The organism is Pseudoalteromonas sp. SG43-6, from assembly GCF_014164365.1.
Classification (GTDB): domain Bacteria; phylum Pseudomonadota; class Gammaproteobacteria; order Enterobacterales; family Alteromonadaceae; genus Pseudoalteromonas; species Pseudoalteromonas rhizosphaerae.
The window spans coordinates 69,625-92,996 of record NZ_JACJEZ010000012.1; the positions used below are offsets into that span (position 1 = coordinate 69,625).

18 protein-coding genes are annotated in these 23,372 nt (G+C 41.1%); 11 read left to right on the forward strand and 7 right to left on the reverse strand.

What is annotated here, in order from left to right:
* The first annotated feature begins 51 nt into the window (after positions 1 to 51).
* Both H5201_RS07290 and H5201_RS07295 read left to right on the forward strand, forming a co-directional pair.
* Positions 52 to 1,932 (forward strand): methyl-accepting chemotaxis protein, encoded by a 1,881-nt coding sequence (locus tag H5201_RS07290; protein WP_182740288.1) that lies wholly within the window; start codon positions 52 to 54, stop codon positions 1,930 to 1,932.
* A 322-nt stretch (positions 1,933 to 2,254) separates the two neighbouring features.
* Positions 2,255 to 3,727: an anti-phage dCTP deaminase gene (locus tag H5201_RS07295; protein ID WP_182740289.1), complete on the forward strand. Its 1,473-nt coding sequence runs from the start codon at positions 2,255 to 2,257 to the stop codon at positions 3,725 to 3,727.
* 385 nt (positions 3,728 to 4,112) lie between these two features.
* Here H5201_RS07295 and H5201_RS07300 read toward each other — a convergent pair whose 3' ends face one another.
* The 5 genes from H5201_RS07300 to priA form a co-directional block, all read right to left on the reverse strand.
* Positions 4,113 to 4,487 (reverse strand): gamma-butyrobetaine hydroxylase-like domain-containing protein, encoded by a 375-nt coding sequence (locus H5201_RS07300; protein ID WP_182740290.1) that lies wholly within the window; start codon positions 4,485 to 4,487, stop codon positions 4,113 to 4,115.
* Positions 4,488 to 4,548: 61 nt separating this feature from the next.
* Positions 4,549 to 5,877 (reverse strand): HslU--HslV peptidase ATPase subunit, encoded by a 1,329-nt coding sequence (gene hslU / locus H5201_RS07305; RefSeq protein ID WP_182717691.1) that lies wholly within the window; start codon positions 5,875 to 5,877, stop codon positions 4,549 to 4,551.
* Positions 5,878 to 5,888: 11 nt separating this feature from the next.
* Positions 5,889 to 6,407: an ATP-dependent protease subunit HslV gene (hslV, locus tag H5201_RS07310; protein WP_145238496.1), complete on the reverse strand. Its 519-nt coding sequence runs from the start codon at positions 6,405 to 6,407 to the stop codon at positions 5,889 to 5,891.
* Between the two features lie 80 nt (positions 6,408 to 6,487).
* Positions 6,488 to 7,018, reverse strand: a complete 531-nt coding sequence (locus tag H5201_RS07315) for an SPOR domain-containing protein (protein WP_182717692.1) — start codon at positions 7,016 to 7,018, stop codon at positions 6,488 to 6,490.
* A 21-nt stretch (positions 7,019 to 7,039) separates the two neighbouring features.
* A complete protein-coding gene (gene priA, locus H5201_RS07320; RefSeq protein WP_149982625.1) occupies positions 7,040 to 9,226 on the reverse strand; it encodes a primosomal protein N' in 2,187 nt (728 codons plus the stop codon).
* A 233-nt stretch (positions 9,227 to 9,459) separates the two neighbouring features.
* Between priA and rpmE the strand changes: the two genes are divergently transcribed.
* Entirely contained in the window at positions 9,460 to 9,672 is a 213-nt protein-coding gene (gene rpmE, locus H5201_RS07325) for a 50S ribosomal protein L31 (RefSeq protein ID WP_145238505.1), read from the forward strand.
* Positions 9,673 to 10,236: 564 nt separating this feature from the next.
* Entirely contained in the window at positions 10,237 to 11,478 is a 1,242-nt protein-coding gene (locus H5201_RS07330) for a malic enzyme-like NAD(P)-binding protein (RefSeq protein WP_145238508.1), read from the forward strand.
* 109 nt (positions 11,479 to 11,587) lie between these two features.
* On the opposite strand, the gene metJ is transcribed toward H5201_RS07330, so the two are convergent.
* The gene (metJ, locus tag H5201_RS07335; protein WP_016709540.1) at positions 11,588 to 11,908 is read right to left on the reverse strand and encodes a met regulon transcriptional regulator MetJ; all 321 of its coding nucleotides are present in this window, start codon (positions 11,906 to 11,908) and stop codon (positions 11,588 to 11,590) included.
* A gap of 235 nt (positions 11,909 to 12,143) precedes the next feature.
* Here metJ and metB point away from each other — a divergent pair, with 235 nt between their 5' ends.
* Positions 12,144 to 13,406 (forward strand): cystathionine gamma-synthase, encoded by a 1,263-nt coding sequence (metB, locus tag H5201_RS07340; RefSeq protein WP_182740291.1) that lies wholly within the window; start codon positions 12,144 to 12,146, stop codon positions 13,404 to 13,406.
* A 6-nt stretch (positions 13,407 to 13,412) separates the two neighbouring features.
* Positions 13,413 to 15,758, forward strand: coding sequence for a bifunctional aspartate kinase/homoserine dehydrogenase II (gene metL, locus H5201_RS07345; protein ID WP_182740292.1), 2,346 nt, complete (start codon positions 13,413 to 13,415; stop codon positions 15,756 to 15,758).
* 81 nt (positions 15,759 to 15,839) lie between these two features.
* On the opposite strand, the gene H5201_RS07350 is transcribed toward metL, so the two are convergent.
* On the reverse strand, positions 15,840 to 18,335 hold the full coding sequence (locus H5201_RS07350; protein WP_182740293.1) for a penicillin-binding protein 1A: 2,496 nt from the start codon (positions 18,333 to 18,335) through the stop codon (positions 15,840 to 15,842).
* A 132-nt stretch (positions 18,336 to 18,467) separates the two neighbouring features.
* Here H5201_RS07350 and H5201_RS07355 point away from each other — a divergent pair, with 132 nt between their 5' ends.
* Genes H5201_RS07355 through H5201_RS07375 form a run of 5 tightly spaced genes read left to right on the forward strand, consistent with a single transcriptional unit; the run spans position 18,468 to position 23,322 of the window.
* Complete coding sequence (locus H5201_RS07355) at positions 18,468 to 19,547, forward strand: pilus assembly protein PilM (RefSeq protein ID WP_145238520.1); 1,080 nt, start codon at positions 18,468 to 18,470, stop codon at positions 19,545 to 19,547.
* Positions 19,535 to 20,098, forward strand: coding sequence for a PilN domain-containing protein (locus H5201_RS07360; protein WP_149982630.1), 564 nt, complete (start codon positions 19,535 to 19,537; stop codon positions 20,096 to 20,098). The genes H5201_RS07355 and H5201_RS07360 overlap by 13 nt, the downstream gene beginning before the upstream one ends.
* Complete coding sequence (locus tag H5201_RS07365) at positions 20,098 to 20,718, forward strand: type 4a pilus biogenesis protein PilO (protein ID WP_149982631.1); 621 nt, start codon at positions 20,098 to 20,100, stop codon at positions 20,716 to 20,718. Before H5201_RS07360 ends, H5201_RS07365 begins: the two co-directional genes overlap by 1 nt.
* A complete protein-coding gene (locus tag H5201_RS07370; RefSeq protein WP_182717697.1) occupies positions 20,715 to 21,251 on the forward strand; it encodes a pilus assembly protein PilP in 537 nt (178 codons plus the stop codon). Before H5201_RS07365 ends, H5201_RS07370 begins: the two co-directional genes overlap by 4 nt.
* Positions 21,238 to 23,322, forward strand: coding sequence for a type IV pilus secretin PilQ (locus H5201_RS07375; protein WP_149982633.1), 2,085 nt, complete (start codon positions 21,238 to 21,240; stop codon positions 23,320 to 23,322). The genes H5201_RS07370 and H5201_RS07375 overlap by 14 nt, the downstream gene beginning before the upstream one ends.
* Positions 23,323 to 23,372 lie beyond the last annotated feature (50 nt).

Sequence of the window (23,372 nt, forward strand, 5' to 3'; positions counted from 1 at the left end):
AGTTATTTAACTATACTATCTTGCAGTGATTTATTTTATAGGCTGTTGTTAATGAGTTTACTCCAAAATTTGACTATTAAACGTCGTTTACAAGTCAATGCATTAGTTGTTGGTCTCGCTATGGTCGTTATGTTGTGCGTCATTATCTATGAGGCACGCATTATGCTGAAACTAAATGAAACGATTCAGTATGCTGAAGAGCTTGATATACACGAACTGTCAATGCGTAAGTACGAAAAAGACTTTTTGTTTTATAAGCAAGAAGGCAGCTTAGAGTTATTCGATCAAGAATATGAGCAGCTACAGGTTAAAATAAAAATGTTGGCTCAGTTATCAGCCGAGCTTGATATTGCCACTGCGCAAGTCGAGCAATTTGTAGCACTTGCTAAGCAGTATAATGACGACTTTCAAAAAGTTGTAAAATTACAAAAGAAAATTGGTTTGCACCCTAAAGATGCGCTTTATGGCGAACTACGAGATGCTGTACATCAAATGGAAACGCTGTTAAATAAGCAAGATAACTATCATTTACTCACTTTGATGTTGCAGCTTAGACGCTCTGAAAAAGATTTTATGCTGCGTTTTGACCTAAAATATTTAACTCGTTTTGAAGACGGCGTATCGCAGCTAGAACGTCAAATTCGCAACGAAAACTTGGCTTCAAGTGACCAGTCTGAGCTGTTACGTTTACTTGCAATTTATAAAAGTAAGTTTAAGTCGTTAGTTGATGCGCAAGTTGCATTAGGTCTGGATTTAGGTTCAGGTGCACTTGGTAAAATGAGAGACAGCGTTAAACAAAGTGATGATTTAGTCACTTTAATTACGACTGCAACGAAACAACAAGTTGAGTCTACTGCTGCACAAGCACAAATGATTGCTATCGCAATTTTTATTGTTGCCAGCTTACTGGTGATGATTTTGGTGTACTTTACAAGTCGCTCGATTATCGTGCCGATTGAACGGGTGTATCACACCATCAATGAAATTCGTCGCAACAATGATTTACGACTTACAATAGATCATAGTGGTAAAGACGAAGTTACTACCATGACGATCGATTTTAATAGTCTCATAAATGATTTTAAAGAACTGATCTACGAAGTGAATACAGCTTTAACAACTTTAAATATCGCTACCGATCATTTATCGGAGACTACTGCTGCAACCAGCTCGGGCATGCAAGAGCAGTTGCATGAAGCTGATATGGTTGCAACCGCCGCAACTGAAATGCAAGCTACCATTCAAGACATTTCTCATAATACCGAGGCTGCAGCCAAAAAAGCAGAATCAACCAATCAAAGTGCTCAACAGGGACGCAAGGAAGTTGAAGCAACGGTTAAGCAGATCAATCAATTATCTGATTCACTGGGTAATGCCACTACCGTAGTATCACAGCTTGAAAAAGACGGTGAAACCATTGGCTCAGTATTGGATGTTATTCGTGGTATTGCCGAACAAACTAATTTACTTGCACTCAATGCCGCAATCGAAGCTGCGCGCGCCGGAGAGCAAGGCCGAGGCTTTGCTGTTGTTGCTGATGAAGTGCGTTCACTTGCACAGCGTACTCAAGAGTCAACCAAAGAGATTGAGAGCATTATCTCGATTTTACAAGGGCGTACTCAAGAAGTCGTAAGCATAATGCAACGATGCCGAACACAAGGCGGCGAAAGCGCAGCACAAGCAACAAAAGCGGGTGAACTACTGAACTCTATTACCGAAGATGTGCAAACTATTATGGAAATGAGCACGCATATTGCCACCGCAATTGACGAGCAAAGCCAAGTTGCTTCTGAGGTGAATAAAAACGTCGTGCGTATTCGTGATATCGCCGAAGATGCCTCAGCTCATTCATCAAAAAATGCACAAACTAGCGAAGAGGTATCAGAGCAAGCAAGAGTGCTTTACGCCGCGATAGATAAGTTTAAGGTTTAAAAACAGAAGCTAGGTTCTAGGGTTTAGGCTCTAGGAGTTAGCTGAGCTTTAAGCGCTAAGCCATAAGTTTTAAGCAGCCCTGAGTTGTTTGAAAGTTATGGCTTTTATTTTTCTACATTGCATTACTTAAATCTAGAAAGTTTTGTATGCTTGTGTTTATGCAAATTTAACTTTTCCTGATTTTACTAATCGCAAGCAGTAACAGGATTTGTTATTGGTGTCTTAAAGCTTAAAAAATAAACTTCTTTCATTAAAGGTGAAAAAAGTGTATTTGATGGAATAGCTATATTTAGTTGCTGTCTAAAATAACATCAGGATGTTTATGCAAATTGAGAATTTTTCGAATAACTGTGAAATCGTGATTGGTCTAGTTGCTCCAGTTGGAGTTAACCTTGAAGATGTTCAAAATAGATTTACCTCTTATTTTAACCAGTTTAGGTATAAAGTTAATTTTATCCACCTATCTCAAGTTGCTAAGTCTTTTGATGGGGCTATCATCGGTCCGTATAAAGAGGATAGCCGATTAGATGCGGCAATGAATATTGGTAATAAACTCCGTGAGACTAACTCGAGAGGGGATTTGTTTGCATTACTTGCTATAAATGAAGTAAATAGAAAAAGAGAGGGTGAGTCTCCTGGGCCTTTAGAAAGATATGCTCATATAATTAGATCATTGAAACATCCAGATGAAGTTGAAACTCTTAGGCAAGTGTACGGTTCAGGGTTTATTCTGATTGGTATATCATCAAGTATCGAAAGTAGAAGAAAGTTTCTAGGTGATGAAAAAGGTGTGCCTGAAAACGAAATTGAGAGGCTAATTGAGCGTGATGATAAAGAGTCAAGCCCGAATGGTTTAGGGCAAAGTACTAGAGATGTTTTCCAAATGGCCGATGCCTTTATCACATCAGATGATTCAGAATCTTTATCAAAACAGATAGGGAGAACATTAGATTTACTTTTTTCAAAGCCAGTTGTGCCTCCAACTTCTGACGAGTATGCGATGTTTATGGCTTATGCAGCATCATTACGTTCCGCAGACTTATCAAGACAAGTGGGGGCTGTTCTAACCAATGAGCAGTCTGATATTTTAGCAACTGGGGCAAATGATGTTCCAAAATTTGGTGGTGGATTATATTGGCCTACGGGTGAGGATGATAAACGTGATTATGCTTTAGGTAAAGATTCGAATGAAGAGCAAAAAAATAAGATAATTCTAAATATAATGAGGAAATTTAATCAAACCGGAGCTGATGATACCCTTTTACTGAAAGAAGGAAAAAAACTACTTAAAGGTACAGGGCTATTAGATATCACCGAATATGGCAGGGCTGTGCATGCGGAGATGGAAGCATTAATGTCATCTGCTAGAAACGGCATATCGACAAGAGGTGCAACTTTATATACTACTACTTATCCGTGCCATAACTGTGCTAAACATATAGTTGCAGCAGGTGTGAATAGAGTTTTATATATAGAACCTTATCCTAAAAGTTTTGCTACAATTTTACATGAAGATTCAATTAATTCAGATGCCATAGCCGGTCAGATTGGCAAGGTGTCGTTTGAGCCATTTGTTGGGATAGGCCCACGACGGTTTGTCGATTTATTTTCTATGAATTTAAGCAGTGGTAGGCAATTGAAACGTAAGGAAAACGGAAAAGTTAAAAGTTGGGAACGAAACAGCGCCGAACTAAGAGTTCCAATGACCCCCTTGTCATATTTAGATGCAGAGGTTATGTTAGTAAAGCAGCTAGATGAGATTAAATCAGCGAAGGATGATACAAAAAATGACTAGTACAGAGAAAAACATTTTAAGAGCTAAGCAAATAGTTGATAGTTGGCCGGAATGGAAGAAGAATATACAACTTACTAAGTATAAGTCACCTAAAAATGAAGAGTCGAGAGAAGTACCACGCCGACAGACCGAGCTAGAATGTGGGTAATTTAACTTTATAATTGTACATATATGTTTGGTGGTTACCTTGAGCTCCAGTAAAAAATAGAATTGAATGATTAATTTAAAGTTTAGGGAAATAAGAGCTCTTCTTGCTGCTGTTTTCCTATAAACTTAGCTTATCTTCACTACACTCAACCACAACAACATAATCAACTTTAACGCCGAGCAACTTAAAACTGATCGCTGACCGCTTAAAACTTATCGCTTACCGCTTAAAGCTAACCTAAGGTACAAACTTGATCGGTACACTGTCTTTATTGGCTTGATGTTCTGCGAGGCGTTGTTGGTAGGTTTGCCATAAATCGTCATGTTGGGCTTGTAGGTGGCTGAAGTATGCCCAGCTAAATAAACCGCTGTTGTGGCCATCGTCAAAGTCTAAACGCAGTGCGTAGTGGCCGACTGGCTCGATGTTTTTGATGCTAACCTGCGATTTACCGAGTGCCAATTTCATTGGTTCGTTACCATGGCCTTGTACTTCGGCAGACGGTGAATGAACACGTAAAAACTCACTACTAAAAGTACAGTGGGTGTCATCGTCAAAATAGACATCAAGGGTTTTGCTAACGGTATGATGATGTACCTTGATAACTTGTTTCATTGTTATGCCTGTGTATTGAGCCTAGAACCTAGAGCCTGGGCTCTAAGTTCTAGTTTTAAAATTAAAGAATAAAGCGACTTAGGTCTTCATCTTCCACCAGTGCACCTAAATGCTTCTCAACATAGGCGGCATCAATGACTAAACTGGTGCCAGCTTGCTCTGATGCATCATAGGAAATTTCTTCCATCAGTTTTTCCATTACCGTATGTAGGCGACGTGCACCAATGTTTTCGGTTTTTTCATTAACTTGCCATGCCGCTTTGGCAATGCGCTCGATGGCGTCATCGCTAAACTCTACACTTACTTGCTCTGTTTTAAGTAGTGCATGTTGTTGCTCGGTCAGTGAGGCATGTGGTTCGGTTAAAATACGTTTAAAGTCGTCAGCGGTTAATGCTTCAAGCTCTACACGAATAGGTAAGCGACCTTGTAGTTCTGGGATCATGTCAGATGGTTTTGCCATTTGGAATGCGCCAGAGGCAATAAACAACATATGGTCAGTTTTCACCATGCCATGCTTAGTGCTCACGGTTGAGCCCTCAATCAGTGGCAGTAAGTCACGCTGTACGCCTTCACGGCTTACATCTGGACCTGATGATTCACCGCGTTTACAGATTTTGTCTATCTCGTCGATAAACACAATACCGTTTTGTTCGGCTGCGAAGATTGCTTGCTCTTTTAGCTCTTCAGGGTTTACTAATTTAGAGGCTTCTTCTTCAACCAATAATTTAAACGCTTCTTTAATTTTAAGTTTGCGTTTAGTGCGCTTGTCACCCGCCATATTTTGGAACATGCCTTGCAGCTGGTTGGTCATTTCTTCCATACCAGGTGGTGCCATGATCTCAACATTTGGTTGTGCTTGGGCTAAATCAATATCAATTTCTTTATCGTCTAATTGACCTTCGCGTAATTTTTTACGGAAGATCTGACGCGTTGAAGATCCTTCATCGCGTTGGCTTTCACCAGACGAATCTTTAGCAGGAGTCAGTAGTGCATCTAAAATACGTTCTTCGGCAGCTTCTTCTGCGCGATGTTTGAATTTTTTAGTTTGTTGTTCACGGGTCATTTTGATTGATACATCAACCAAGTCGCGAATGATGGTTTCAACCTCTTTACCAACATAGCCCACTTCAGTGAACTTAGTCGCTTCGACTTTAATGAAAGGCGCGTTGGCAAGTTTTGCTAAACGACGGGCAATTTCAGTTTTACCAACACCGGTTGGACCGATCATCAGGATATTCTTCGGCGTTACTTCAGCGCGAAGATCTTCATCTAATTGCATGCGGCGCCAGCGATTACGAAGGGCAATAGCCACTGCTTTTTTTGCTTTTGCTTGACCAATTATATGCAGGTCAAGTTCATGAACGATTTCTCTGGGAGTCATATCAGACATAGCAGTTCCTATTACAATTCTTCGATGGTTTGAAAGTTATTTGTGAATACACAAATGTTGCCGGCAATTGTCAGGCTTTTTTCAACAATTTCGCGGGCGCTTAAATCGGTGTTTTCAAGTAGGGCAGTTGCAGCTGATTGGGCAAAGTTACCACCACTACCAATGGCAATTAAATCATTTTCAGGCTGCACAACATCACCGTTACCAGTAATTATCAGTGAGGCTGTGGAGTCGGCAACAGCAAGCAATGCTTCGAGTTTGCGCAAGGCGCGATCGCTACGCCAATCTTTAGCCATTTCAACAGCGGCTTTGGTTAGATTGCCTTGGTGCATTTCAAGCTTGCTTTCAAAACGTTCGAACAGGGTGAAGGCATCAGCAGTGCCGCCAGCAAAACCGGCGATCACTTTGCCATTATAAAGGCGTCGAACTTTGCGGGCGTTGCCCTTCATTACGGTGTTACCAAGTGAAACTTGGCCATCGCCACCAATGACGACTTTATCGCCGCGACGTACACTTACAATAGTGGTCATGTTATTCCTCATCATCGAGTCACAGGGGCGACTCGTTAAAAGCGATTGATGATGAGTTAATATGGGTTAATGGGCTAAAATCAAGTCCAATTCCAAATTCCGCAACCAGTTATTTTGTTACGCTTTAGTTTGTTTTTATCACTTTCGGCTAAACGTTTGGTTTTATAAGGACCTAAACGCACTTTATACCAGACACCGTTAGTGCCGGTTGTTTCACGAATTTCGGCGATTAATCCGGCAAATGCGATTTTAGCTTTTAAGGTTTCTGCTTGGCCATGGGTTCTGAACGAACCGCATTGCATTACATAAGGGCCTTTTTGTTCAAGCTCTCTTACTTCAACTTGAATTTCATGCTCTTTGATTTCTTTTATGAATTCAGGAGGGCGTGGTTTAGGCAACTCTTGTTGCACTTTTGCAGGTGTTGGGTTTGCTTGTTGTTCAACCAGCTTTGGATCTGCATTGGTTTTGACATACCATAAACCAAAACTAAAACCGCCAACAAGTAGTACGGTAACCAGTACTAATAATACGGGGAATGGTTTTTTCGGTGGCGCTGTTTTTTTGCTATTACGGTTGCCCGGTTTTTTATTAATAAAATCGTGTTGTGCCATGGTGGTATTGGGCTTCTAACCTTAAATCATATCTATTGGATCTACATCTAAGCTCCATCGCACCTTTTGCGCTAATTTACTGGTACTTAAGTAGTCTACCATTTGCGCGAGATATTGGTGTAATAGAGGGCGTTCGAGCGCTTGAATATGCAATTGAAAGCGATATTTCCCCGCAATTCGCTCGAGCGGTGCAGGGATCGGACCTAGCAATTGTATACCAGTTAGACCTTGGACTGGAACTAAATCTGTTAAAAAATCGACCACTTGCTTTATGTTGTGACCTTCAGCGCGGACAATCGCCATATTAGTTATTGGTGGTAGCTGTGCGTCATCGCGCTCTTGCAGTGCAAAACGGGCGAAATCTTGATAACCATTATTGACTAAATCTTGTAATAAAGGATGTTCGGGAAAGTGAGTTTGCAATAATACATGACCTGGTTCGCCACTGCGCCCAGCACGGCCAGCCACCTGAGTAACCAATTGTGCTAAATGCTCTGTGGCGCGAAAGTCGCACGAGTACAAGCCGCCGTCGACATCAAGGATCAATACTAAGCTCACATCAGCAAAGTGATGACCTTTGGCAAGCATTTGGGTGCCAACTAAAATCCTTGCACCGCCTTGGTTTATATCGTCTAGGGCTTTTTCTAAACTGCCTTTACGACGCGTTGAGTCGCGATCAATCCGGCTAATCGGGGTATCAGGAAACTCGGTTGTTAAAAACTCTTCTATTTGTTCGGTGCCTTTGCCGTTAGGAAATATTTGTGTACTACCACAGTCTGGACACTGATGCGGCACGCGTTCTTGCTCACCGCAGTGATGGCAAATCATCTGGCCGATGGCTTTGTGAAAAGTCGCACTAGTGCTGCAACGTGTGCACTCACTTAACCAACCACATTCATGGCAAATCAGGGTAGGCGAAAAACCGCGACGGTTTAGAAATACCATCACTTGTTTGCCTCGTTTTAAATGCTGACGCATAGTGGCAAGACTGGCATGGGCTATACCAGCTTGATCCGGCTGGCCTTTCATATCAATCAGCTGAAATTTATTGTCGGTACTGGTTTGCGCACGTTGCGTTAGGCTCAGCAGTTGGTATTTATTATGAATTGCCTTATGCAAGGTTTCGAGCGCCGGGGTTGCTGAGCCTAAGATCAGCGGTATTTTATGTTGAAAAGCGCGGTATGCGGCTAAATCACGGGCATGGTAACGTAAGGTATCTTGTTGTTTAAATGAACCGTCATGTTCTTCATCAACAATGATCATACCAAGCTTTAAAAATGGTAAAAAGATACTCGAACGTGTACCAATCACAATTGCGCAACTGGCTTTTTCACAAAAGCGCCAAGTTTGTAAGCGTTCGTTATCGGTCAGTGCTGAATGCCACAGCATAATCGGCGTATCAGGAAAGCGACGACGAAATCGATTAACCGTTTGTGGCGTAAGGCCAATTTCAGGCACTAGTACGAGTGCTTGTTCACCGCGTTTTAAAACCTCTTCAAGGCATTGTAAGTAAACCTCGGTTTTACCACTGCCAGTAACACCTTCTAGTAAAAAGCTATTGAAACCGACCGCTTGATTAATGGTGGTACAGGCTACTGCTTGCTCTTTATTTAGAGTCGGCTTAGTGCCTACGGTGGGAAGTTGTTGTTGCCATTGGTTGTCGTGTTCAATCGTTTGGCTGATCAGCTCTTTGTTAAGTAAGCTGTCGATAGTTTTTTTACTAAACCCCAGCGCTTTTAATTCTGTAAGTGATGATTTACCCGAATCTGCCAGTTGTTTGAGTAAGCTTAGTTGGCTCTTTGCTTTTAAAGACGGTAATTTAGCGCCTTTTTCAGTAAGTGCCACCATACTAATACTGCTTTTATCTGGGCACAGTCCTTGACGCAGCGCGCCAGGCAGGGCGATATGAATTGTTTCACCTAGTGGGTAGCAATAATAGCGCGCAGTAAAACGCAATAATTCGATATGTCGCTCTGATAAAACGGCTTCATCATCAATCACTTCAAGCACTGCTTTAAGTTTATTAACCGGCACATCGGTGTTGGTTTTTAGCGCCAGTACGACCGCAACTTTGCGCTGATTACCAAATGGCACCCATACCCGCGCACCGACTTTAGGCATCACTGATAAACCATCGAGTTGCTCTGGAATGCGATAATCAAAGGTGCGATGCAACGGTACTTTTATAGCAACTTCAACAAAACTCATAACAACCCAAACAAGAACGAATAAGGGAGTTAATGTACTAAAATTATGGCTGAAAACCTACCTGCAAATACCTTCTTTAAAACTTTTGTTCATTTTATTAGCAAAAACGACATTTAAAGCTTGTAGCAAGTGGGGTTGTTGCTTAGAATACGCGTCCTAAATAATTTGTTTTAACGACGTATGGTGCCAGACTCCGGGTTTGGAGAGCGATGCGGCCTTAACTAGAGGTTTCTATGAAAGAAGGTATTCACCCTAAGTACGAAGTAATTTCAGCATCATGTTCATGTGGAAATAAATTCGAAACTCGTTCTACTCTGTGTAAAGACATTCACTTAGACGTATGTTCTGCGTGTCACCCGTTTTACACTGGTAAGCAAAAAGTTTTAGACACAGGTGGCCGTGTTGATCGCTTTAACAAGCGTTTCGGTTCACTTAGCAGCAAGTAATTCTTGTTGTTTTGTCGGAAAAAGCACCTTAGGGTGCTTTTTTTTATGCCTGCTATTTATTAAAAACACCGCCTTTTAGTCTTTATTTCTTGCTCTAGTGCTCCAGCTTTACGCATTCATTATGTTGTGACTATTTCCCACTTTTATATCCAGTATAGCGAGTAAATAACAGACAAATAGTGATTTGTTGACTATATTGTCATTCTCGTTAAAGCGATAAATTAAACGTTTTTGTCGGTAAAGTTAGGTCTTTTGCGGTTAAATGTTGTTAACGTCTTACTTTGATGGTTTTTAGTCATAGGCCATTATTTTTGCTTTAAAGCGTTGCATAATGAGCATTTCAAGATGGGTTTTTTGATGCTTTGTGGCGTTTTTATAGCCGAAAATTGAAGCTTTTTTGCAAAAAATGCTGACAAAACGCATAAAATGAACGGATATAGCATATAACAGGATAGACCTGATATTGCTTGAATTTAATTATAATATAGGTATCGTTCCCTATAAGATATAAGAACTGCTTACTCTCACTTTCAACTTAACTTACTTGCAGGATAAAATCGCGTTATGTCAGACTTTCGTGAACAAGCTTTACATTACCATTCGCACCCCGTTCCAGGAAAAATTAGCGTTGAGCTTACAAAGCCAGCTGAAACCGTACAGGATCTTGCACTCGCATACAGCCCCGGTGTTGCAGAACCGGTACGTGAAATAGCTGCTGATCCCGCTAATGCCTACAAATACACTGGTAAAGGCAATATGGTTGCGGTTATTACTAACGGCACCGCTATTTTAGGTTTAGGTAACTTAGGTCCATTGGCTTCAAAACCGGTTATGGAAGGTAAAGCGTTATTATTTAAACGCTTTGCGGGTCTAGATTCGATAGATATTGAGGTGAAACACAATACCACCGAAGATTTCATCAATACAGTTGCTAACATCGCTGATACGTTTGGCGGTATTAACTTAGAAGACATTAAAGCGCCAGAGTGTTTTGAAATAGAAAAAGCATTGATCGAGCGTTGTAGTATTCCAGTGTTCCACGACGATCAACACGGTACCGCGATTGTAACGGCTGCTGGTATGATCAACGCACTTGAAGTACAAGGCAAAGAAATCGAAGATGCGATTATCGTTTGTTTAGGAGCCGGTGCCGCAGCGGTTGCGTGTATGGAGCTACTGATCAAGTGTGGCGCATTGCGTGAACATATTTACATGTTAGATCGTAAAGGCGTTATTCATACTCGTCGTGATGATTTAAACGAGTACAAACAGTTATTCGCTAACAATACAGATAAGCGCACACTGCAAGATGTTATTGCTGATGCCGATGTATTTGTTGGTGTATCTGGCCCGAATTTACTTTCTCCTGACGATCTTAAGTTAATGGCTGATCGACCTGTAGTGTTTGCCTGTTCAAACCCAGATCCAGAAATCTCACCAGTGCTTGCTCATGGTGCTCGCGATGATTTAATCATGGCAACGGGTCGTTCAGATTATCCAAACCAAGTTAACAACGTGCTGTGTTTCCCATTTATTTTCCGTGGTGCGCTAGATGTGCGTGCAAGCAAAATTAATGATGAAATGAAAATTGCTGCGGTTGACGCTATTCGTAGCATTGCTAAAGAACCAGTACCAGCGGAAGTATTAAAAGCGGCGGGTGTTGAGACACTTGAATTTGGTGCGCAGTATATTATTCCAAAACCGATGGATCCGCGTCTATTACCGCGCATTGCCAAAGCAGTAGCGCAAGCGGCAATTGATTCTGGTGTTGCACAAATTGATATGCCGGAAAACTACATGGAGTAGCTGCTTCGCTGCAATTGGTAATGGCACAATAATAAAAACCTCAGCAACTTACGTTACTGAGGTTTTTTTGTAGCCAATTCCTGAAGCAGGAATATATACAAATGATAACTTAATCTTCGTTGAGTACAGGTACTTCGAGACCCATCTCAAGCATGATTTTTTTCACTTCTTCAGGCACTTTCTCTGGATTATCTTTACGTAAATCTTCATCGTTTGGCAGTGGTTGGCCAGTAAATGCGTGTAAAAATGCTTCACAAAGTAATTCGCTATTTGTTGCATGGCGAAGATTATTAATTTGACGACGAGTGCGCTCATCAGTCAAAACTTTTAATACATTTAGCGGGATCGAAACGGTGATCTTTTTAACTTGTTCTGATTTTTTCCCGTGTTCTGCGTATGGGTGAATATATTCACCATTCCATTTAGCCATAGGATGTATCGTTGCCTCAGGTTGTTAATTGTTTGCGCGACCTTTTGCAGCGCAAAGATGGCGAAATTCTATCGTGTTAAAAAAGATAGTCAAATACTTGTTTTTTAGCCATCTAGAGGCTTAAATGTTTTTACTTCTAATCTTGCGGCTAAAACCGCATAAATGCTTTGACTTATTAAATTTGATCCTCTAACCTTTTAGACGTCTAAACATCCATTTAATTGTAGGTGACGGTATGAGTCAAAAGAATAAAGCAACCATTGCAGTACGCAATGGTATTGATGCAGATAAACATCACGGCGCGGTTGTGCCTCCCATTCATTTATCGACCACCTACTCATTTGCTGATTTTGATAAAAAGCGCCAATATGATTATGGCCGTAGCGGCAACCCAAACCGTGATTTACTCGCTGAAACGCTCGCTAAGCTTGAAGGTGGCGCTAAGGGGATTATCACTGCAACGGGCATGGCTGCGGTGCATTTAGCTACTCAGCTGCTAAACAGTGACGATACCTTAGTGATCCCACATGATTGCTATGGCGGTAGTTACCGCTTATTCACCTCACTTGAAAAGCGTGGCTTATTAAAGTTAGTGGTTTTAGATTTAACTAAATCTGAAAATCATCAAAAAATTCTTGAGATAAAACCAAAGCTAATTTGGATTGAAACACCGAGTAATCCTATCTTACGGTTAACCGATATTAAAGCGATCACCACGATTGCTAAGCAGTGCGGTGCGTTGGTTGGTGCCGATAACACATTTTTATCACCTGCTTTGCAAAACCCAATTGAGTTTGGTGTTGATATTGTGGTGCATTCGACCACTAAATATATTAACGGTCACTCAGATGTTGTTGGTGGTGCGGTGATCGCCGCTACCCAAGAGTTGGGTGATGAGCTTGCTTGGTGGGCTAATAACATTGGCATTACCGGTGCCCCGTTTGATAGCTACTTAACGTTACGTGGTTTACGTACTTTGAATGTTCGTTTACGTCAGCATCAAGAAAATGCCTTTATTATTGCCCAATATCTAGAAAACTCCCCTTATGTAAGCCAAGTATATTACCCTGGATTAGTATCTCATCCACAGCATGAACTCGCTAAACAGCAGCAACGTGGTTTTGGTGGCATGGTAAGCTTTGATATCAAAGGTGATATTAATAATGCTGCAGAATTTTTGACCAGCTTAGAAGAATTTAGCTTAGCTGAGTCATTAGGTGGGGTTGAGAGTTTGATTTGTCACCCTGCAACTATGACCCACGCAGGTATGGAGGCAACTGCTCGTCTTGCTGCGGGAGTAGGTGATACCCTGATCCGTATTTCGGTGGGCATTGAAGATGTAAAAGATTTAATCGCTGACTTAGATCGTGTATTCAATAAAGTGAAACCAGGTCAAGCTCAGCACGGCGTAAAAGTAATTGCTTCCTCTGTTCAACAACAAGATGATGAGCAATCAAACTCATTTAAACTGACTCCTGCACATACGGCTTTGTGGTAATAAAAAATGGTAAATATAGTTCATAAATTTGGTGGTTCTAGCCTTAGTTCTGCAGAGCGTTATCAGGCCGTAGCAAATATTATTCTAGCCCATACGGAAGCCGGTGATTGTGTGGTGGTATCCGCAGCCGGTAAAACTACCAATACGTTAGTTACGCTATGGCAGAGTTACCAGCAAGGTGATCAACAGGCAGTGAGTGATATATTATTGCAGCTTGATAATCATCAACGTACTTTGATCGAGCAGTTATTGAGTCCAGCAGCGCGACATACGGCATTAAACGTATTAGAACAGGAGCTAGCCTTAATTGCACAGCAAACTCAACAGCAAAGCTTACAGGAAGCCGCATTGCTTGCTCACGGTGAAGTTTGGTCGGCACGATTATTGGCTAGCTATTTAAAACAGTTAAATGTTACAGCTCAAGATGTTGATGCTCGTCAATTGTTTACCCTTAATGATGGGCAATTATTACATCAAAAAAATCAACAAGCCTGTGCCGAGTTAATTTCAGCCAATTGCATTAATATTGTTACTGGTTTTATAGCCGCTGATTGCCAAGCAAATACCGTTACTTTGGGGCGCAATGGCAGTGATTACAGCGCGACTTTGTTAAGCAGTTATTGTCATGCTAGTCAGGTATCAATTTGGACTGATACCCAAGGGGTGTTTAGTACCGACCCTCGTAAAGTAAAAAAAGCGATTAAGTATTCTAAAGTATGTCGTGGCCAAGCAAACTTACTGGCGCGTTTGGGCAACCCAGTGTTACATGCTAAAACTCTCTCGCCATTAAAAAATACTGATATCAAGTTAGTCGTTCGCAGTAGTTACGACAGCGAAGCTAGCGCGACAGAAATTGTCAAAGAAGGTTACAGCAAAGCTAAGCGTTTTATCACTACCTTAGAAAATATTGATTTACTGCGCATTGATCAGCTGCGTGGCGGTGAAATTGGCGAATTAAGTCAGCTTATTCAACACAGCTTGCATCATTTTATTAAAAACGGCGATACCTACTTACTAGTGCCGGCAGCAGCGACTCATCAGGTGGTGAGTCATTTGCAAGGGCGCGCTAATATTATTGAGTCGAACTTACATGGTTGCGCTGTTGTGGCGCCACGAAATGATGTAGCGCAATTATTTGAACAAGCAACGCAAGTGCTTAGTGAGCAAAGTTTAGTGCCGCGCTTTAGCCATCAAGATGCAGACTACATATTACTACTAACGGATCAATCTATTGATAGTGATGTGTTGACCTTATTGCATGATAAGCTGATTAACAAAGGCCAAGAGCTTGCCATTATTGTTGCTGGCCTTGGTAATGTTGGTGAAGTATTTATTGAGCAACTTAGTCAGCAACTTAATCGTTTGCAACAGCATTTTAGCGTAAAGCTGGTTGGTTTATTACGCTCGCGCTCTATGTTGTTCAGCCCAAGTGGTATCGTGCTTGAGCAATGGCAGTCGCAGTGGCAAAACGAAGCAATAGATTACCAAGAAGCTGATTTACTGACACGTATCAGCGAACTCGATTACGAACACAAAGTGCTGATTGATATTACTGCTAGTGAAGCGTTTAGTAAGCTTTACCCGGCGTTTGTAAATTTAGATTGTCACCTGATCAGTGCTAATAAATATGCGGGCACTGCAAATAATGACTGGTATCAAAATTTACGCCGTAATTTAGCTGAGCGTAACTTATTATGGCGTTATAACACCAGTGTTGGTGCGGGTTTACCAATTAATTTTGCGTTAGCTGATTTACAAAACAGTGGCGACAGTATTACCCATATTGAAGGCGTGTTCTCAGGCACTTTATCGTGGTTGTGTAGCAGTTATGATGGCAGTGTGGCGTTTTCCGATTTAGTGTTGCAAGCGCAGCAAATGGGTTACACCGAGCCTGATCCACGGGAAGATTTATCAGGGCGTGATATGCAGCGTAAGCTATTAATTTTAGCTCGTGAATTAGGGCTCACCTTAGAGCTTGATGAGATTGGCTTAACACCGTTGATGCCAGAGCAACTAGCGCAAGGTGATTGGCAGTCTTTTTTAGCTAATAAGCAGTTGCTTGATGACTTTATTGCTGAAAAAGCACAGTTAGCTGGCAAAGAAAACAAAGTACTGCGTTATACCGGTGCGTTAACAATTGCTGATGGCAAAGTAACCGCTAAAGTCGGTTTGGCTTATGCAACACAGGGTGATGCCTTAGCTAACTTAACTCCAGGTGATAATATCTTTGTTATCAACAGTCAGTGGTATAGCGATAATGCGTTGGTGATCCAAGGTCCTGGTGCAGGCAAAGAAGTTACCGCAGCAGGCGTGCATTCTGATTTATATTGGTTAATACAAAACTTAAAATGAGCTCTGAGTTTGTAAAATAAAAAAAGCGCCGATTGGCGCTTTTTTTATGTAGCAGCGATTTTATATCGCGATAGAGTAATATTAAAACAGCTCTTCTTCTGTTTTAGTCTCTTCTTCAAACACGTTTTCTACATGCTGCATCACATACTTAGTGGGCGAGGTGCCTTTTTCAAAGTATTCAAAGCGACTAGTGTAATCGTTCTTTTGACTCAAGAGTCCCGTTGCTAGATCGATTCGTACCGACACTAATCCTTCAGGTGGCTCGATTGGTGCTTCTGGCTTATCTTTGAGTGCTACTCGCATAAAGTCAATCCATGCTGGTTGAGCTGTTTTAGCACCAGATTCTGCACCAGAGATCTGGGTATTATCCATGTTGTTATTATACGTCGAGCGACCAAGCGGGTTACCTGGATTATCAAATCCAACCCAGACCGAGGTCATAACATTACGGTTAAAGCCGCTAAACCAAGTATCGACAGAGTCATTAGTAGTACCCGTTTTACCGGAAAGATCGCGACGTTCTAATACCTGAGCACGCCAACCTGTGCCACTCCAACCCGTTTTATGAGCCCAACTACCGCCTCCCCAAATTGCGCTATTCATCGCATCAGCTATCAAAAACGCGTTTTGTTTAGATATGATGCGCGGCGCACAATGATTTGCTGCTTGGCTGGTATTTAACCCAGAAGTAGACTCAAATTGAGTCGTTGTTAGCGGAGGAGTAACGGGATCACACGCTAATAGTGGTTCTGTTTTAAATAACACATTACCTGCAGAGTCTTGAATCTCATTAATGAAATAAGGGGTGATCAAATGACCGCCATTGGCAAATGTGCTCATGCCACGGGCAAGCTCTAAAGGAGTAATTGACGCACTACCTAAAGCTAGCGATTCACTGCGATTGATATCATTATTTTGAAAGCCAAATTTTAATAGGTGATCAGCTGTGCGCTGCAAGCCTACCCCGCGTAGTAAGCGCACCGAAATAACGTTTTTCGATTGTGCTAAAGCACGACGAATACGGATTGGGCCGTTATATATCGCAGGGCTGTTTTTTGGTCGCCATGCGACCCCTAGGCTCTTGTCCCATTGATTGATTGGTGCATCATTTAAAATAGACGCTAAGGTATAACCATTATTCAGCGCCGCTGAATAAATAAACGGCTTAATGTTAGAACCTACCTGACGTTTTGCTTGCACGGCTCGGTTATATTGGCTTTGTTCAAAGCTATAGCCACCAACAATCGCTTTAATGCGACCATCATTCGGATCCAGCGATACTAATGCACTTGACGCTTCAGGCAATTGGCTGAGTAGATAACTACCATCGTCATTTTTACGTAGCCAAATTTGCTCCCCTGGATTGAGTATGTCGGTAGCGGTTTTTGGAGGAAAACCTTGACGGTAACGGGTAATGTATTTGCGTGCCCATTTGAGATTATCCCAGTCTAGAGTGGCTTGCTCACCACTTTTTAATAACACTGTTGCCGTTTGATCTGCTACAGACAAAACTGCTGCTGTTAATAACGGGGCAATTTCTTTTACCGGTTTTAGCTTTGCTAAAATTTCACTAGAACTTAGGGCTGGTTGCGTTTCAAAATCCCACAGTTGCTGCTCTGGGCCACGATAGCCATGGCGCATATCGTATGCATGGAGATTATTAACGAGTGCTTTTTGCGCTGCGGCTTGTACGTCAGATTCAACACTGGTGTAAACTTTAAAGCCGGTATTATAGGCTTTTTCGTAGCCATAACGAGCGACCATTTCTGCACGCACCATTTCAGATATATAAGGCGCATATAAGTCTATTTCGGCACCATGAAATTTTGCCGTAATTGGTTCTTGAGAGCTTTGGTTGTAGTCTGCTTGAGAGATATAACCTTCATCGAGCATACGTCTGAGTACCACATTACGGCGTGCCTTGGCGCGAACTGGGTTTCTGATCGGATTTAAAGCTGACGGCGCTTTTGGTAAGCCTGCAATCATTGCCATTTGCGCTAAAGTTAACTCGTTTAGTTGCTTTCCATAATAGACTTGTGCAGCGGCTCCGATACCAAAAGCACGATTACCTAACTCTATTTTATTTAGGTATAAAGCGAGTATTTCATCCTTGGTAAGTAAGTTCTCAATGTGTAACGCAATGAAGATCTCTTTTACTTTACGGATATAGGCCTTTTCACGTGTTAAGAAGAAGTTACGAGCTAACTGCATTGTTATAGTACTTGCGCCTTGTTTTTTCTCACCAGTTGAAATTAATACGAGCGCTGAACGTAAAATACCTATAGGATCTATACCTATATGGTCATAAAAGCGGTTATCTTCAGTAGCTAAAATAGCATTTATGAGTGGTTGTGGGATCTCTTCTATAGTCACTGGAATGCGACGTTTTTCACCGAACTGGTTGATTAACAAACCATCTTTCGAAAAGACTTGCATAGGAGTTTGTAATTGCACGTCTTTTAAAACTTGCACACTGGGGATATCAGATTTAACGTAATAATAAAGGCTTACTAAGGTAATGAGCCCTAAAAACGCGCAGATGATAAAAAATTGTAAAGTTCGTTTCAATAAAATCACTTATATTTTCCCTAAATGGACTCCCAATTAGAATCGGAGACTGCTAGTATATATTGATTAAAAAATGAATAGTATTTTTTCATATAAAAATTATAACTTGTTTATTCTTAAAACAAAGGCCAAGTTGCGAACATGCTAAGTCAACTATTGAGTAAGTCTTCATCGATGATGGTAGGGATAGATATCGGTTCACATGCTATAAAAGCGGTGTTGCTGAATGAAACGGACAGTGGCTACAGGCTCGAAGCGCTAGCAATTGAGCCAATGCCAAAAGGTACAATGGCTGAGCGCAATATTCAAGATATTGAGGCAATTGGTAATATCATTACTAAGCTAAAGCGTAAGTTACCTAAGTCAATTCGTTCGGCAGCAGTGGCTGTATCGGGACAAACCGTCATTACTAAAGTAATTTTTATGGATGTTACGCTTAGCGATGCAGAGCTTGAGTCGCAAATAGAAATCGAGGCGGACAGCCTTATTCCCTATCCTTTAGATGAAGTTAGCCTAGATTTTGAAAAGCTCAGTACCAACGAAGCCGATCCTTCCAAAATGAATGTGTTGCTTTCAGCTGCGCGTACCGAAAGTGTTGAAGCTCGTGTTGGTGCATTAGAATCAGCTGGTTTAATAGCAAAAGTAGTTGATGTAGAAAGCTATGCGCTGAGTCGCGCAATGGATGTGTATTATCAGCAATTACCAAGCGATGCATTTAATAAGTGTGTAGCAGTGGTCGATATTGGCGCGGTACTTATGTTGGTAAGTGTGGTACTTGGCGGTGAAACGATTTACACCCGAGACCAAGTATTTGGTGGCGATCAATACACCAACAGCATAGTGGCTTATTACAATAAAAGTTTTGATGAAGCTGAAATAGGCAAAACTACTGGCGATCTTCCGCCTAACTATACGTTTGAAGTATTGGCACCATTTCAAACCTCATTATTACAGCAAGTGCGCCGCGCAGTGCAGATGTTTTTAACTACCAGTGGCAAAGATCAAATCGATTACATTGTGCTTACTGGTGGCACAGCGATGATTGATGGCCTTGATCGATTGCTAATTGAAGAACTAGGTATTCATACCATAGTGGCTGAGCCTTTTGAAAATATGGATATTTCCCACCATGTCGATCGCAATGTGTTACAGCGTCATCGTACTCAATTTGCAATAGCGACAGGTTTGGCATTAAGGAGTTTTTCATCATGCCACATATAAATCTACTGCCGTGGCGCGAACAGCAGCGAAAACAATCGCAGAATAAATTTGTCACTATTTTATTTTTCGTGGTGCTTGGCAGTTTTATCAGTATGTATTTATTGAGTAGCTATTACGGTGGTTTACGAGACGGTCAAAATATTAAAAATAATTACCTTTCAACTGAAATAGGGCAATTAGATCGGCGTATTAGTGAAATTCGTGAGTTAGATAAAAAGAAAGAAAACTTACAGCAACGTATGCGCTTAATTGAAGAGCTGCAAAGTAGTCGTAATTTAGGCACACAAATTATGGATGAAGTTGCCAAAATTGTACCAACGGGTGTTTATCTAACTAAGTTAGAACGCCGTGGTAGTGCAATTCATGTGGTTGGCCGTAGCGAATCTAATAATTATTTGTCAAACATGTTGCGCCAAGTACAAAACTCCTATCTGCTCGAAAAGCCGACAATGCAAGGCATTATTGCAGGGGAGAAATCGTCTCGTTTATTGAGTGATTTTAATATGGAATTTTATGTAAAACCCTTTGATAAGATTGGAGAGGTTAAATAATGAACCTTGATATCAAAGCGTTAACAGAGATTGAATGGAACGAAATTGAGCTTGAAAATATCGGCGATTGGCCAATAGTTGTCAAGGTTATTTGCTGTACTTTTGTAGCTGCCTTGGTGCTGTTTTTTAGTTACAGCTTATTGGTTTCAGATGAAATAGATAGCTACCACAATGCAGTTAGTAAAGAAGTTGAGTTACGCAGTACCTATCGAGTGAAATATGCTGTGGCCAGTAATCTAGAAATTTACCGTCAACAAATGGTTGAAATGGAAGAAAAGTTTTCTTTACTACTAAAGCGCTTACCGACTTCAAACGAAACACCAGGCTTACTTGATGATTTATCTTATGTGGGCACGACCAGTGGCTTAACCTTTCTTAAAATTGGCTGGTTACCAGAAGTGGAAAAAGAATTTTATACTGAGTTACCGATTAAAATTGAAGTAATAGGTAGCTACCATGAGTTTGGTGATTTTGTTGGTAAAGTGGCGCAACTTCCTCGTATAGTAAGTTTGCATGACTTTTCAATTAATAGTTCAGACTCAGGCAAACTGACATTTAGCGTGGTTGCCAAAACTTACCGCTATGAAGGCGGCGTGAAGAAAGTAGGGGCTAAAAAATGAAAAAACTAGCCTTTGTTTTACTCAGCGGTATTTTGGTGAGCGCATGTAACGATGATACTTCTGAGCAAAAAGAATTTATTGATCAGGTAAAAGCCAGCACTACACCTAAGGTAGAGGCCATTCCAAAACTGACCCAATTTGAGCACTTTGAATACAATGCACAGCAACTACGTAGTCCTTTTGTTGCGCCGCAACCGGAAATTATTCAAAATAACATGATCCAAGTTAAAAACTGCTTACACCCTGATCCTGATCGTACGCGTGAAGTATTAGAGAAATATCCGTTGGATAACCTAGCAATGAAAGGCACGCTGGGTTCTGGTGGCCAAACATGGGCATTAATTAAAGCTGCAGATGATACTTTACACCGAGTTACTATCGGTAATCATATTGGTTTGTATCATGGTGTTGTACAAGATGTTAAAAGTGATTATATAGAATTGTTAGAATTAATACCCGACGGGTCTGGTTGTTGGAAAGAGCGCCTGACGAAGCTGGAAATGTTAGAGGCGGGATCCAATGGCACTAGTTAAAAATAAAAAAGGTAAAATTAAAATGCATAAGGGAGTATCTTGGAGTAACCGCATTCAGCAGGCTTTGTTTGTTGTTATTGCCCTTTTTATCACGCAATCAGCAATGGCTACGCCGCTATTGTATGATGTTCGTTATAGCCCGCTAATAGCTGGAGAAACACAGTTACAGCTGGTATTTGATGAAGAGCTGACTGAAGAGCCAAAAGTTCAGGTATTTAATAACCCGGCTCGTATTGAAATGCGCTTTAATGCAGCTAGTGTTGAACAAGGTTTAAGTGAAGTACAAATCAACCAAGCAGGTATTGAAAAAGTTAATAGTGTAGCTGTTGATGGTAACTTGATTGTCACTGTTCATTTAGAGCGTTTAAAAATTTACCAAACAACGGTGAACAATAACCTTGTTTCATTACACGTCTCAGATAATCCGATCACGTCACAACAAGATGCTAATACCGCTAAAGAAGTGACTGGCAATTACATCAACTCAATCCAGTCTATTGATTTTCGTCGCGGTGAAAAAGGTGAAGCGCGAGTCTTAGTCTTTTTACAAGATACTCAAGCTGCGATTGATGTGCATGAAAGTGGCGGTAAAATTATTGCTGAGTTTCATCATACCGATATTTTAGATGACTTATTATATGAGCTAGATGTGCTAGATTTTGGCACTGTAGTGAGCTCAATTGAGACATTTAAAGAAAATAATATGAGTAGGGTAGTGATAACCCCTAATGCCGCGTTTAAATTCACTTATCAACAAATTGAAAATATTCTTACACTTACAGTTGAAAAAGATGAATCGCAACGTTCATATTTAGAAGGTGGTAAAGAATACCAAGGTCGCCCAATGACCCTAAACTTTCAAGACATCTCTGTGCGTGCCGTATTGCAAATTATTGCCGGCTATAATGATTTCAACCTAGTAACCAGTGACTCAGTCAGTGGCAACATAACTCTGCGTTTAGATGGTGTGCCTTGGGATCAAGCTCTTGACGTGGTATTACGCGTTAAAGGTTTAGATAAGCGTATGGATGGCTCTATATTAATGGTGGCACCATCTGAAGAGCTTGCCGCCCGCGAAGCGAAAGATCTAAAAGCCAAACAACAAGTTGAAGACTTAGAGCCGCTTTATAGTGAATATATTCGTTTGAATTATGCTAAAGCGGAAGAGTTTGCTGATTTACTGAAAACCGACACTAACAGCATTATTAGTGCTCGCGGCAGTGTATCCGTTGATAAACGTACCAATACCTTGTTAATTAAAGACACCGTTAAAAGCATTGCAAGTGTTCGCCGTATGGTCGAAACTTTGGATATAGCGGTTAGACAAGTTATTATTGAGGCACGTATGGTTACTGTACGTGATAACGTAAAAGAAGACTTAGGAGTACGTTGGGGGTTTAGTGATCAACAAGGCACTGATGGTATTTCAGGTACCTTAGAAGGTGCTAATACGATTTCTAACGGCACCATTCCAAGTATTTCTGATCGCCTTAATGTAAACTTGCCTATCACAGGTGCCGCTGGCAGTATTGGTATGCACGTTGCTAAATTAGCAAATGGCACGTTACTTGATTTAGAGCTAACCGCGCTTGAAGAAGAAAACCGTGGTGAAATTATCGCAAGTCCGCGTATTACTACTGCCAACCAGAAAAAAGCACGTATTGAACAAGGTACCGAAATACCGTATGTTGAATCTGCTTCAAGTGGTGCTACAACTGTTAGCTTTAAAAAGGCAGTATTGAGTCTTGAGGTAACACCACACATCACCCCAGATAATAAAGTTATCTTGGATTTAATCATTACCCAAGATACCCGAGGTGATACGGTACAAACTGGAACTGGTCCTGCAGTTGCAATTGATACCCAAGAAATTCAAACCCAAGTACTGGTTGAGAATGGTCAAACCGTGGTACTTGGTGGTATATTCCAGCAGCAAATCATTAACTCAGTTAAAAAAGTACCATTATTAGGTGATATTCCTTACCTAGGAGTGCTGTTTAGAAGCACTAGTGAGTTTAATGAAAAGAAAGAATTGCTGATTTTCGTTACTCCGAAAATCCAAATAGAGTAATTTACACTGATTTATTCTTACACAATGGGGAATTATTGACTTTAATTGCT